At 68.0% G+C, this 13,909-nt stretch carries 7 protein-coding genes; 5 read left to right on the forward strand and 2 right to left on the reverse strand.

Features of this window, described 5'->3' with window-relative positions; all coding sequences use genetic code 11:
* Positions 1-267 precede the first annotated feature (267 nt).
* Positions 268-2,745, forward strand: a complete 2,478-nt coding sequence (locus GTZ97_RS07555) for an ATP-binding protein (RefSeq protein WP_161649975.1) — start codon at positions 268-270, stop codon at positions 2,743-2,745.
* Complete coding sequence (locus GTZ97_RS07560) at positions 2,742-6,002, forward strand: adenylate/guanylate cyclase domain-containing protein (RefSeq protein WP_161649976.1); 3,261 nt, start codon at positions 2,742-2,744, stop codon at positions 6,000-6,002. The genes GTZ97_RS07555 and GTZ97_RS07560 overlap by 4 nt, the downstream gene beginning before the upstream one ends.
* On the opposite strand, the gene GTZ97_RS07565 is transcribed toward GTZ97_RS07560, so the two are convergent.
* On the reverse strand, positions 5,968-7,206 hold the full coding sequence (locus tag GTZ97_RS07565; protein ID WP_161649977.1) for an NAD(P)/FAD-dependent oxidoreductase: 1,239 nt from the start codon (positions 7,204-7,206) through the stop codon (positions 5,968-5,970). The two genes, GTZ97_RS07560 and GTZ97_RS07565, sit on opposite strands and share 35 nt — an antisense overlap.
* A 239-nt stretch (positions 7,207-7,445) precedes the next feature.
* Here GTZ97_RS07565 and GTZ97_RS07570 point away from each other — a divergent pair, with 239 nt between their 5' ends.
* The 3 genes from GTZ97_RS07570 (at position 7,446) to GTZ97_RS07580 (ending at position 10,956) form a co-directional block, all read left to right on the forward strand.
* On the forward strand, positions 7,446-7,745 hold the full coding sequence (locus tag GTZ97_RS07570; RefSeq protein ID WP_161649978.1) for a flagellar basal body protein: 300 nt from the start codon (positions 7,446-7,448) through the stop codon (positions 7,743-7,745).
* A 94-nt stretch (positions 7,746-7,839) separates the two neighbouring features.
* The gene (locus tag GTZ97_RS07575; RefSeq protein ID WP_236651076.1) at positions 7,840-8,991 is read left to right on the forward strand and encodes a DNA polymerase Y family protein; all 1,152 of its coding nucleotides are present in this window, start codon (positions 7,840-7,842) and stop codon (positions 8,989-8,991) included.
* A gap of 102 nt (positions 8,992-9,093) precedes the next feature.
* Entirely contained in the window at positions 9,094-10,956 is a 1,863-nt protein-coding gene (locus GTZ97_RS07580; protein ID WP_161649979.1) for a polysaccharide biosynthesis protein, read from the forward strand.
* 55 nt (positions 10,957-11,011) lie between these two features.
* Here GTZ97_RS07580 and GTZ97_RS07585 read toward each other — a convergent pair whose 3' ends face one another.
* Positions 11,012-13,807, reverse strand: a complete 2,796-nt coding sequence (locus GTZ97_RS07585; RefSeq protein WP_161649980.1) for a CHASE domain-containing protein — start codon at positions 13,805-13,807, stop codon at positions 11,012-11,014.
* Positions 13,808-13,909: the final 102 nt, after the last annotated feature.

A 13,909-nucleotide genomic window follows, 5' to 3' on the forward strand; every position in this document is an offset into this window, starting at 1 on the left:
AGGGAGGCAGAAAAAAAGCGGGGCGACGCCAGTTCTGGTCGTCGCCCCGCGGGTCCGGTTGGGCCGGATGATGACAGCGTGTGTGTATGTGCTTTGTTCCTGAATCCCGGAAATCAGCTTTCTTTAGAATGGTTACATTGTGGCTTGGGCGCCCTCGGGTGTCCTGAAGCCTGCCTGAAATAGTTCTGAATCGTGCCGGCCCGTGTCGGCCTCCCGTTGGTGCAACCTTACCGTTTTGGCCCTTACGAGCTGAACCCTGCTGAGCGCATGCTGTACGCCAACGGCGAAGCCGTGGCGGTGGGTAGCCGCGCCATCGATGTCCTGGTGGCGCTGTTGCGTCGACAGGGACGCTTGGTGAGCAAGGCGGAGTTGCTGGAGGAGGCCTGGTCTGGTCTGGTGGTCGAAGAGAACAACCTGCAGGTCCAGATTTCCGCCTTGCGCAAAGTGCTCGGTGCCGACGCCATTGCCACGGTCCCCGGGCGTGGCTATCGGTTCATGGTGCCCATCGTGTCAGCCGTTGCCCCGGCCCAAGACACCCAAGCGGACCTGCGGGCCGCGGCCGGGCCGGTTCGTGCGGCGCCGGCGGTGCGTTTGCCGCTGGCTGGTGGCACGCTATGGGGGCGCGACACCGACATGATGGCCATTGAGGCCCTGCACGGCGCCTCGCTTGTCACGATCACCGGGCCGGCCGGCGTCGGCAAGACCGCCTTTGCGGTGCGTCTGGCGCGGGCGTGGTCGGCGGAATGCCGTGATGGGGCGGTCTGGGTGGACCTGGCTGCCGTGACCGAGCCTGCGGCCGTCTGCCGCGCACTCGCCCAGGCCGTCAATGTGCCGCAGGCCGATGGCGACACCACGCAGGCGCTGGTAACCGCGCTGCGCGGGCTGCAGTTGCTCGTGGTGCTGGACAACGCCGAGCATGTGGTCGAGCCGGTGGCCGAGTTGCTCACGACTCTGCTGCAGACGGCGGCTGGCCTGCGGGTTCTGACGACCAGCCAGTGTCCGCTGAGGGTTGCGGGCGAGCGGCTGTTCACGCTGGGCCCACTGTCGGTGCCCGATCCGGGGGCCTCGCTGGACGATGCCATGCGGCACGGGGCGTTTGCCTTGTTCGTCGACCAGGTCCGGGCGATGGACCGCCGCTTCCAACTGACCGACGCCCATGTGGCACTGATTGCAGACCTGTGTCGGCGACTCGATGGGCTGCCGCTGGCCATCAAGCTGGCAGCCTCGCGGGTGCCGCTGCTCGGTCTGCAGGGCGTGGCCGCGCGGCTCGATGAGCGTTTCAGGCTGCTGGCAGCGCCTGGCCACAGCGTGCCGTTGCGTCAGCAGACGCTGGCCGCAGCGCTCGACTGGAGCCATGAGCTGCTCAGCGGCGCTGAGCAGGCGGTGTTTCGGCGCCTGTCCGTCTTTGTGGGAGGTTTCTCGGTCGACATGGCACGCGCACTGGCGCGTGAGCCGGGCGACGATGCATGGGACACCATCGAACGCCTGGCCTCGTTGGTGGATCGCTCCCTGGTGGCGGTCGACGACACGGATCCGCCGCGTTATCGCTTGCTGGACACCATGCGCGCCTACGCCTGGGCCCGTCTGGAACAGGCCGGTGAGGCGGCTGCCATGCGCGCGCGACACGCTGCGCTGATGGCCGATACGCTGGATGCCGCATACCGGGCTTACTGGGAAACGCCTGATGCGGCCTGGCTGCAGCAGCATGGCGCCGACATCGACAATGTGCGCCTGGCGCTGGACTGGTGCACCCAGGTCGATCCCATGCTGGGCTTGCGGCTGCTGGGTGCGGCCAGTCCGCTGTTCATGTTGTTGGGGCTGGCGCCCGAATGCCGCTGGCGCGGCCAAATGCTGGAGCCCCATGCCGTGGCGCTGACGCCCGGTGCGGCCGTGTCGCGCTTCTGGCTGGAGCGCAGTCGCCTGCATTGGGGCGTCTCGAACCATCAGATGCACCAGTTCGCCTTGCATGCGGCGGCCTCCTACCGAGCTGCAGACGACGCCATGGGGCTGTTCCTGGCGTTGCGTTGCCTGGCAGGTTCCGGTGCCCTCAACCCGGCCCAGGCGCGCGCAGCGGTGGAGGAGATGCTGCAGCTTGAACGTCCTGACTGGCCCGCGCGCCTGCGCGCTCAGCGTCTGATGGCGCAGGTGACCGTGTATCGCGCGGACGGGCTGCTGCTGGAGGCGCGGCATGCCTGCGAAGACCTCATCATGCTGACGGGCGCGCACGGGCTGGACGGCATGCGGTCGGCTGCACGGCACGATCTGGCCTGCATCTGTCTGACCATGAACGACGAGCCAGCCGCATGGCTGGCCTGCCAGCACATCCTCGATGAAGGGCGCAGCCGGCGTGACAATTTCGTGCTGCACGCCTTGGCGCTACAGGCCGTCATCCGCCTGCGCGCGCGCGACTGGCGCGCCGCCCGCGGGCTGTTGCAGGACTTCCTCACCATGTCCAAATCCCGTGGCTGGGAATGGCTGGACCTGTACAGCGGCGTGCTGGCCTGGCTGGCGGCGGCCGAGGGGCGTGCCGAAGATGCGGCGCGCCTGCTGGGGCATGCCAAGCGCAGCCGCGGCCATCTGGGGCCGCTGGATCCATTGATCCTGCGTGTGGATCAGGTGGCCCACGATCTGGTCTATGCGGCCTTGCCTGCGCCGGTGATGAGTCGCCTGATGTCGCAGGGCGCCAGCCTCATGCCGGAGACGGTCGTGGCCTGGGCGCTGGCCGCGCCCGCGATGCAACCATGAGCGAGCCCACACCGCCCGACGCGCCCGAGCCGACGGCCCGATGGGTGACGTGGCTGGTGCATCAGGGCCTGGGGCATCTGGTGCCGCGCCTGGCGGCCGAAGGTGTGGCCGACGATGTCATTGACGCGCTCACCGAGCCCGACCTGATCGGGCTGGGGCTCAACCTGGGCGACCGCAAGCGGTTCATGCGCGCCCTGGCGGATTGGTCGCCCCCCTCAGATGACGTCCCGGCCGATGCGGGCGAGCGGCGCCAGTTGACCATCCTCTTCTGTGACCTGGTGGATTCGACAGCGTTGTGTCAGTCCATGTCACCCGAGGCCTGGCGCGACACGGTGCTGCATTACCAACGCGTGGCAGCGCAGGTGCTGGCGGCGTACGGCGGCACGGTGGCGCAGTATCTGGGTGACGGCCTGCTGGTGTACTTCGGTTTCCCGCAAGCCCACGAAGATGCCCCCGTTCGCGCCGTGCATGCAGCGCTGGACATCGTGTCTGCGCTGGCCGAGCAACCGTGTACGGTGTCGGGTCAGCCCGTGACGCTGCGCGTGCGCCTGGGGCTGGACACGGGCCTGGTTGTGGTCGGTGACATGGGCTCCGGTAACCGGCGGGAACGGCTGGCACTGGGCGATGCGCCCAATGTGGCCGCACGTTTGCAGTCGTTGGCGGCACCGGGCGAGGTGCTTGTCAGCGCCGTCACCTGGCAGCTGGTTCAGGCCCACTTTGAGGGCAGTAGCCACGGGTTGCACGCGCTCAAGGGGCGCCCTGCCCCCACGGAGGTCTGGCAGGTACATCGCAGCCGCGACCTTCAGCACCGTTATGACGCGCGCCGTCAACTGGGCTGGACGCCCATGGTCGGGCGCCAGGCCGAACTGCGCGAGTTGTGTGCGGCATGGCAGCGGGCCACGCAAGGGCGCGGCCAGGCGGTGTGGGTCGAGGCCGAGCCGGGGATGGGGAAGTCGCGGCTGGTCGAGGCCCTGCGTGAGCAGTTGGCGCTGTCAGAGGGCCAGCGCTGGGCCTGGCAGGCGTCGCCCCAGCACGTGCAGCGCGCCTTTCATCTGGCCACTGACGCGCTGACCCGTCAGGCCGCGCTCGTCCGAACACAGCCGCCGGCGGCGCAGGCCGCACGCCTGACGGCGTGGTTGCACGAGCAGGGCATTCGTGATGCGCTCGCTCCCGCACTGCTGTGCGCGATGATGGGCCTGCCCGTCCCGCCCGATGCGCCCCCGCTGCCGGCCAGCGCCGATGCGCGCTGGGCCGCGACCGGACAGGTGCTGCAGGCGCTGTTGACGGCGCAGGCGGCCAGGGTGCCCTTGCTGTGGGTCATCGAAGACCTGCACTGGGCAGACAGTCTGACGCGCGACTGGCTGCTGTCCACGCTGGCGGCCGTGCGCGACTGGCCGGTGCTCATCGTGCTGACCGCGCGGCCCGAGGTCAGCTGGCGGCCACCGATTGCCGAGCACATCCACCTGATGCAGCTGCGCGGTCTGGCGCCGGACGAGGTAGCCGGGCTGGTCGCACACGCGGCGCGCCATCACGCGCTGGATCCGGTCTGGCAGTCCGTCATTGCCGAACGCACCGACGGTGTGCCGCTGTTCGTGGAAGAGCTGGCCCGTATGCTGGCCGAGCGACCCGGTGGTGCCCCGTGTGATGCCTTGTCGGTCCCCCAGACGCTGCACGGCTTGCTGATGGCCCGCCTGGACCAGGTTCCGCGCGCACGCACGGTGGCGCAGGCGGCATCTGTCATTGGCAGGGCGTTCTCGCGCGAAGGCCTGCTGGCCATGCTGACCCAGGCTGGGCTCGGGGTGGATGTGGATGCGGCGCTGGCAGAACTGCAGGCAGCCGGCCTGATCCTTCAGGATGTCGCAGCCGGCGGTCTTTCCGGTGGGGCGGGGCGTCTGGTGTTCAAGCACGCGCTCGTGCAGGACGTGGCCTACGAGGCCATGGTGCACAGCCAGCGGGTGGCGCTGCACGCAGCCTGGCTGACCGTGCTGTCGCAAGCGGGGCAGGGCGCGACCGAGCCTGCCCTGTTGGCGAGACATGCCGACGCGGCCGGGCTGCATGAGCAGGCGGTGGCCTGGTGGCTGCGAGCCAGCGAACAAGCGCTGCAACAACTGGCCCTTGCCGACGCCGTGGCGTGTCTGCAGGGGGGGCTGCTCGCCGTCGAACAGTTGGCCCCGTCGTCTGGCCGCGATCGCCACAGTCTTCAGTTGCACGCGATGCTGGGCACGGTTCACATGCTGCAGCGGGGATGGGCAGCCCCGGAAGTCGAGCAGGCCTATGCGCGCGCGCACGCCCTGGCGCAGGCGGCCGACGGAGTCGAGGAGGCCTTGTGGCCGCTATGGGGCCTGTGTGTGTTTCGCCAGGTGCGGGGCGAGCTTGACGAGGCCGTCACGGTGGGGCGCCGCATGATGACGGTGGCGCGCCAGTCCAGCAGCCGAATGGCCTGGCTGGTCACCAACATGATGCACACACAGTTGTGCCTGTACAGCGGTCGCCCGGCAGAGGTGCCGGCGCATGTCGAGCAGGTGCTCCACCGCTACAGCGACCCGGCCGACCGCAGCCTGATGGCGCTGTACTCGACTGATCTGTTGTTGGTCGCCCAGGTTCACGGTCTGCATGCGCGATGGATACTGGGTGAGGCGGTGGCGCTTGAGCCGGCGTGCGATGCACTGGTTGCCCGGGCGCAGGCGTTGCAACATCCCTACTCGCTCGCATGGGCGCTGAGCTGGGGCGCGATGGTGTTGTTGTTCGAGGGGCGGCATGACGCATTGGCCGAGCGGGCTCGGGCCGCCCTGACCTTGGCCGAGTCGCATGGCTATGCTTACGTGCAGGCCATGGCGCGCTTCCAGCTGGGCTGGTGCGCTGTCCAGCGGGGCGAGGCAATCGATGGCCTGGCTGCAATGCGTGACGCGCTGGCTGATTTCCAGGCCACGGGGGCAGGCATCGTTGTCCCCTTTTTCCAGACGGTGCTGGCCGAGGCGCTGGGCACCCAGGGGTGGATCGCAGAAGGCCTTGCGCTGGTGGAGCAGGCCCTGGCGCGCACGGCAGCCGGTGGAGAGCGCTGGCATGAGGCGGAAGGTCACCGCGTGCTGGCCGTATTGCGTCGCCAGGCTGGCGAGCCCGACGAGTCCGTTCAGGCTGCTTTGCTGCGAGCAGCCGAGGTGGCACGGCAGCAAGGCGCGGTGCGTTGGGCACAGCGCAGTCGTCAGAACTGGACCGAATGGTTCAGTTCGCCATTGCCGCTGGCTGTGCCGCCTTGAGGATGGCTTCGACGTTGGCGGGATCGAAGAACGCCGAGGGCGTCACCGTCTGCCCGAAGAGACCGAAGTAGCGGTCGATCTGAGATTGGTTGCCAGCCAAGGCCACGAACAGTCCGATTACCTCTTCTGTTGGCGGAGACAGCTTGGCCATCTCCTGCGCGAACAGATGAAGCGGCACGGCAGTGGCGTCCCGGCGCGGGCCATAGTCGGCCAGTGCGGCGTCCAGCGGACGCTGGCCGGACAAGCCCTCGTGCACCAGTTCGGCCAGCAGGTCGGCGTCCCGCAGCGCGTTGGTGATGCCCGCAGCCGTGATCGGGTCCACCGTCACGCCGGCATCGCCCACCAGCGCCCAGCCCGGGCCCGAAGCCTGCCGGCAGCCTGTCCCCACACCGACGGTGACCCAATCCGCCTCCCGGCGCGCCGCGCGCAGCCGTTGGGCCAGATCGGGCACCATGGCCGTCATCTGGCCCATGAAGTCCTGCTCGATCTCATCACGGCCCACCCGTGGCGCGTGGCCGGGTTGAATGATGCCGATCACGGCCTGGCCGTCATGGGTTTCCCAGGCGTAGACCATGCGCTCTGGACGCGAATAGAACTCCACGCCGTCCAGCGCGATGCCGCTGAAGTAGGAGAAGGTGTTGAAGGCGCCGGCCTCTTTTGGGAAGGTGTGATACGACTCGGCTGCCACGCAGCGCGCCACGCGCGAGTGCGTGCCGTCGGCCCCTACGACGATGCGCGCGCGCGCCTCGAAGGGGCTGCCATCATCCAGGCGGCCCTGAATGCCCACAACCCGTCCGCCTTCTTGAAGCACGTCTTCCAGCATGACACCTTCGCGGAGTTCGGCGCCGGCGTCGCGCGCGGCGTCGATCAGCACCTGATCCAGCACGATGCGGCGTGGCGCCATGGCGGCACCGACCCGTGTGTCCGGTGGAGCGCCACGCAACACCAGTTCGCCCATGTCGAGCTTGAATCGGGTCAGTTCGGGACAGCCGGTCGCGCGCAGTGCGTCAAGGACGCCCCACTTGGCCAGCAAGTCCACGCCGCTGTGCCACAGCAGATGGGTGGACAGGCGCACGTCGCTGGGGAAGCGGGCGTGGTCGATCATCAGCACGCGGTGGCCCTGTCGGGCGAGGAGCATGGCGGAAGCGGCGCCCGCGCAGCGGGCACCCACGACGATCACGTCATATTCGGGCGAAGTGGACATGGATGGGTACAAAAATCCAGAAACAGCTTGGCCATTTTCGGTCAAGCTTGCGTCAGCTTGATGAGGACTCGTCCGACCTGGCGGAGGAGTCGGTGACAAAAACGGGTCACGCGCAGCAGCACACGGCGCCTGCGAGCCAGCTTAAACCGTGAAGCTTGTCACGTCTCGGCGCGTGATCGCTTGATCTGGGCTCAAGTTTCCCTGCTTTTTGGTCGATGGTCGTGCCATTGGAGGGCCCCATGAACATTGTTTCCACGACAGCACTCAGCGGCGTGCAGGCCGCTTCGTTGCGGCTGGACACGGCCGCTCACAACATTGCCAACGCGCAGACGCCGCAGTTTCAGCGGCAGGTGGTCCAGCTTGAGACCCAGGAGCAGGCCGGCGTGCTGACCACGATCGGCAAGGCCGAGGAGATTGGTGCAGCCCTTGCGGCCGACCTGGTCGAACAGATGGACGCGGCGGCCGCCTACCGGGCGAACCTGCGCAGCATTCAGACCGATCAGCAGCTCACAGGCAGCCTCCTGGACATCAAGGCCTGAGGCGCGACGACCCAACCGCGGTCACAATCGCGGGCATGCTCTGGAGTGTGCCCGCGCCGTGACGTTGCCCCGCCGTTGGATTGCTCACCTTGACATGGACGCGTTCTATGCCTCGGTCGAGTTGCTGCGATATCCTGAACTGACAGGCTTGCCAGTCGTCATCGGGGGGGGACGTCGCCATGCGCCGGACGCTGGCGGCGCAGGGCTCGCTCGCTTCGCCCGGCTGCGCGATTACGCTGGCCGCGGGGTGATCACCACCGCCACATATGCCGCGCGCGCCCTTGGCGTGCACTCGGGCATGGGCTTGATGAAAGCCGCTGCGCTGGCGCCCGATGCGATTTTGCTGCCAGTCGATTTCGACGAGTACCGCCGTCACTCCCGGGCATTCAAGGGTGCGGTGGCCACCGTGGCACCGGTGATCGAAGACCGGGGCATCGACGAGATCTACCTGGATCTCACCCATGTAGCCGGCGCTCAGCGCACTGAGCGTGATGATCCGGCAGCCGGCGTGCGTGCCCTGGCAGCGCGCATCAAGGCTGCGGTGCGCGATGCGACCGGTCTGAGCTGCTCCATTGCCGTGACGCCCAACAAGCTGCTGGCCAAAATCGGCTCAGATCTGGACAAGCCCGATGGCCTGACGGTGCTGACCCTGGACGATCTGCCCAGCCGCATCTGGCCCTTGCCGGCGGCGCGGATCAATGGCATCGGCCCCAAGGCCAGTGCCCGTTTGGCGGAGATGGGTGTGCACACCATCGGCGAGTTGGCCGCCATGCCCGTCGAGCAGCTGTGCGACACCTTCGGCCGCACCTACGGCCAGTGGCTGCACGACGCCGCCCATGGCCGCGACGAACGGCCGGTTGTGGTGTGGCGCGAACCCAAGTCCATCAGCCGCGAGACCACGTTCGAGCGCGACTTGCATCCTCGATCGGACCGGACGGAGTTGGGTGAACGGTTCACGCGCTTGTGCGAGCAACTGGCCGCGGACCTCGTGCGCAAAGGCTATGTCGGCCGCAATGTGGGGGTCAAGCTGCGCTACAGCGATTTCCGCATCGTCACCCGCAGCATCACCCTGACTGCACCGACAGACGATGCCGCCACCATCCGTCTCTGGGCTGGCCGGTGCCTCAAGACCGTGCCGCTGGACGAGCGATTGCGGCTGCTTGGCGTGAAGATGGCCGGCTTACGCCAGGCCGGGCAGCGTGATGCGAATAGCATGCCCGACACGCTGCCGCTGTTCGACGGCTGACGGGCGGCGACAATTCAGGCGTAAACGGACAGGGGAGCATGACAGCGAGTCAGCCCGCCCCCCGTCCGGGGCACAATCTCGGCTGCTCACCTGCGGTGCCCCATGCTCTGGTCACGCCTGAACCGATTCCTCGATCCCCTGCGACGCCAGCGTCAGCCATCCGTGCTGCTGGTCGACGCGCTGCTCATCTTTCTGGCCTGGCATGCCACCTATTTGTTCCGGCTGGGCTTCGAACGCTGGCTGCATGAGCGGCCGCCCTACGATCTGGGTGTGGTGGTGGGGGTGATCGCGGTCTACAGCGCTGTGTCGTGGGCCCTGGGGGTGCCGCGTGCCAGTTGGCGCTATACAAGCTTTTCGGACATCGCCCGGTTGGGATGGGTCTGTCTGGGCGCAGGACTGGCCAGCGCCGTCGTCGTGCTGATGGCGCAGCTGTCCGCGGTGCCGCGCGCCGTCCTGGCCCTGCATCCGGTCATGGCACTGATCGCGCTGTCGCTGGCGCGTATGCTGGTGCGCATGCTCAGCGAGAGTTCGCGCGCGCGGCGATCCGGCGCGCGCGGCAGCCGTCAGCGTGTGGTGGTACTGGGTGCGGGGGCCGCTGCCAAATTGCTGATAGCCGGCATCCAGCACCGCGGCTGGGAAGTGGTCGGCTTGCTGGACGATGACGTCCGCAAGCACGGCACCACGGTTTCAGGCGTACCTGTCTGGGGCGGGCTGGAACTGCTGACCCAGACCGATGTGCTGGAGGGGGTGTCGCAGCTCATCCTGGCCATGCCGTCGGCCACGATCGATCAACGTCGTCGCATCCTCGATCTGGCCTCGTCCACTGGCTTGCCGATCACGACGGTGCCCACGGCAGACGAGTTGCGTCAGGGCCGATCGCGCGTGGACCGGCTGCGCGACATCGGCCCGGAAGACGTGCTCGGGCGCGACCCCGTCCGGCTGGACGAGCAGGCCGTGTCGCAACTGGTCAGTGGCCAGACGGTGCTGGTCACCGGGGCCGGAGGCTCGATCGGTTCGGAGTTGTGCCGCCAGATCGCCCGTTTTGGGCCCACACGCTTGGTTCTGTTCGAGCTCAGCGAGTTCGCGCTCTACCAGATCGAGCAGGAGTTGGGTGAGCTGTTTCCTCACCTGCCGCTGGTCCGTCTTGTGGGCGACGTCAAGGACGCTGGCGCGCTCGACCGGGCGATGTCCACACACCGTCCGGATCTGCTCTTTCATGCCGCGGCCTACAAACACGTGCCGCTGATGGAGGATGACAACGCCTGGTTGGCCTTGCGCAACAACACCTGGGGCACTTATCTGGTGGCCCAGGCAGCGGCGCGGCATGGGGTGGCGCGTGTGGTGCTGATCTCGACTGACAAGGCCGTCAATCCCACCAACGTCATGGGTGCGACCAAGCGTGCGGCCGAGATGGTGCTGTCGCACTGGGCCGAGCGGGCGCCAGGTACGCGTTTCACCGCGGTGCGCTTTGGCAATGTCCTGGGCTCCAGCGGCAGCGTGATCCCGAAGTTCAAGGAGCAGATCGCCCGGGGCGGGCCCGTGACCGTGACCCACCCAGACATCACCCGCTACTTCATGACCATCCCCGAGGCTGCTCAACTGGTGCTGCAGGCCGCGGCGCTGGCCGAGACGGGGCAGGTGTTCGTGATGGACATGGGCGAATCGGTGCGCATCGTGGATCTGGCGCGCAAGCTCATCCACCTCAGTGGCCACACTGAGGCGGAAATCCCCATCGTCTACTGCGGCCTGAGGCCCGGCGAGAAGCTCTTTGAGGAGCTGCTGGCCAACGACGACACCACCTTGCCGACGCCCCACCCCCGGTTGCGCCTGGCTCGGCTGCGCGAAACCCTGCCCGCCGAATGGCTCGACGCACTGCTGGCCCTGGTGCACGACGAGGAGGCCGCTGTGCCCGCCGTCCTGCGTGCGCGGCTGCATGCTCTGGTCCCTGAGTACCAGCCGCGCTGACCTGGTGGCAGGCCGCAGGCAGGCGCCAATGAAAGATGGCGGGCACCTGCCCGCGTCAGGGGCCCAGCAACAGTTCGTCGACCTGCACCAGCAGGGCGGCCACTTGTACCGGCTTGGTGAGGTAGCAGGCTGCACCTGCGGCCAGCGCAGCGTCGATCTGTTCAGGCATCGCGTCGGCCGAGATCATGATCACCGGTGTGTCGCGTGTTTCCGGATTCGCCTTGAGCAGGTGCAACAGTTCCAGACCCGACGCATCCGGGAGATGCACGTCCAGGAGAATCAAGTCGGGCGGGCGTTGCGTGAGCCGGTTGTGGACCACGGCCAGCGCCTCCTCGATCGTCGGCGACACCGTGAGCTGGATCCAGGGTCGAGAGGCCAGGGCCGACCGCACCACCGCGCTGTTGGCCTGGTTGTCTTCCACGTACAGCACGTGGCGCGCCGGGGCCACAGCTGGCTGAGCGGCAGCGGTTGCTGGGGGCGGCGCCACCTGAGCCGTGGCGGGTGACGGCGCACTGGCAGACGCGGGGGCCACACTGGCGCGCAACAGCCGTGCGGTGAAAGTCGAGCCCTTGCCCTCGACGCTGCGCACTGCCAGTTCACCGCCCATGCATTGCATCAGGTGCCGGCTGATGACCAGGCCGATGCCCGTTCCGTCCACGCTGCTGCGCTCCCGTCCAAGTCGATTGAAAGGCTGGAACAACTGGGCCAGCTGCACTTCGCTCATGCCGACACCGGTGTCAGAAACCGCTACTTCGAAACCCTCGGGCAGCCCATCGGCCGCCGGCACGGCGCGCACGCTCAGCCGCACACGTCCGCCGGGCCGGTTGTACTTCACTGCGTTGCTCAGCAGGTTGACCAGCACTTGCCGCAAGCGCGTGGCATCGGCCTGCACGGCCCAGTCGGGCGGGACGGGGGGCAGTCCCTCCAGCTCGATGCCCTGGCGCTGGGCCAGCGGGGCCACCAGATCCAGGGCGCCGTGCAGGGCGTTGCGCAGCCCGACCGGTGCCATGTGCAGTTGGAGTGTGCCGGCGTCGATGCGCGAAATGTCCAGCACATCATCGATCATCGCCAGCAGATGCCAGCCCGCGTGCTGGATCTGCTGCACCCGCTGCCGTTGCGAATCCGGCAGCGGGTGCTGCGCATCCAACTCCATGACCTGCGCAAAGCCGAGCACGGCATTCAGCGGGGTGCGCAGCTCATGGCTCATTCGTGACAGGAACTCGCTCTTGGCCCGGTTGGCTGCATCGGCTGCCTGCTTTTGCGCGCTGGCCTCCTGCATGGCGGCCTCCAGTCGGCGGGTGTGGCCGGTCATCGCCAGCAGCAGGCCTGCCAGCGCGGCTGCCAGTACCATGCTGCCCCCGGCCATGAGACGGCTGATCTCTCCTTGCCCCACCGAGGGCGGCGGCCCATCGGCCCAGAACACCAGCTCCCAATCTCGCGCCGCGAAACCGACCGGAACGACGCGCCGGTAGGCCTGGGCTTCCCAGGGGCGGCCCTGCTGGCAACGTGGATCACCTGCCAGCCACGTCGGCGGGGCCTTGCTGACGTCCACCAGGCAGGTGCGCAGGTATGCCGGCATGGCTTTGAGCATCGCGGCCAGCGTGTCGTCCATCCTCAAGGCCAGGAACACCGCCCCCCGCGAGGCCTGCACGCGTTGACGTGGCGTATGCGGCTCGCCGTCATAGACCGTGCGGTAGACGACCACCCCCCGCTGTGTGCCGGTTTCCTGATTGAGCGTCATCGCGGCCGTGGCCACCACCTTGTCTTCCCGGCGAGCCTGCTCGAACGCCTCGCGCGTGGACTGAGCAGACAGCACGTTGTAGCCCAGCGCACGTTCGTTGCCGGCCACCGGCTCGATGAACCGCACCACCACCAGTTCCTCGCCCGAGGGCGGGAGTCGGTCTCGGGTGTCAAACACCTTGTAGCCGGGGAAGCCGTCAGCCTGCTGGCGGGCCTCGAAACTGGGGATCTCGGCCGTCTTAAGGCGTTCATCCCAGCCAATGCCCTGGATGCCGGGCAGCGTGCGCAGCCAGTATGCGGCTGCGTGACGGAACTCGCTGGCCTCGACCGATTGGGAGGCGACGAACAGCCCGTTGAGCGACTCGAGTGCATTGAGGTAGCCGCGCAGACTGGCATCGACGACGAAGCGCCCGCCATCCGTGTCGCGATGGAAGACACGCTGCGCACGATCCTCTTCCCACACCTGCACCTGGCGCAGCACCAGGGTCACGACCACAGCCGTTACCAGCAGCGGCACTCCGACCACTTTGCGTCGCTGCCGCCACACGGTGGCAGGCTGGCCGATCAGCGTCAGAACCAGAGGGGTGCCCACCAGCACGCCCAGGGTGTCGCCGCTCCACCAATCCACAAAGGTGTTCAGCGCCAGCGCCTGGGGCAGCAGGCCCAGCAGGACCAGCGACGTGACCGACACCGCCGCGTTGACCACGCTGGCCACCGGGCCGGCCAGAAGCAGGAAGAGGGTGATCTCGCGCGGCCTGTCCAGCAAGGCGGCCGTGCCAGCGACGCGGCGGGTCAGCACCGCCGCCAGGAGGACCTGGCCTGCCGCGCCTACACCGTTGGCCAGCGCCGCGGCGGCGAGGGTCAGGGGCGCAGTCTGGGGCGCCAGGGTCCACAACGCCGCTGCGCCGACGACGACGGCACCCAGACCGACTGCGGCGGCCATCCAGGGCCCCCACGCCAGCGCGCACGCCAGTCCCACGCCGGCAGCCAGGTACAGCGGGGAGACCATCGCGTCAGAGGCGGTCAACGCCACGGATGCCCCCCCGCACAGCAGGTAGGCCAGCCATGTGCCGGCCGCACGCAGCCAGGGCGAGGTCCAGGGCAGGGGCATGATTGGGTGGGCAGGCCTGCAGTTCGTTCGTCTGGGGCGACACATTACCAGCAGTTGTGGTCTTCGGACACAGGGGCGCCACCGCCTTTGGTAAACACCCTA

Source organism: Aquabacterium fontiphilum, assembly GCF_009909205.1.
GTDB lineage: Bacteria > Pseudomonadota > Gammaproteobacteria > Burkholderiales > Burkholderiaceae_C > Aquabacterium > Aquabacterium fontiphilum.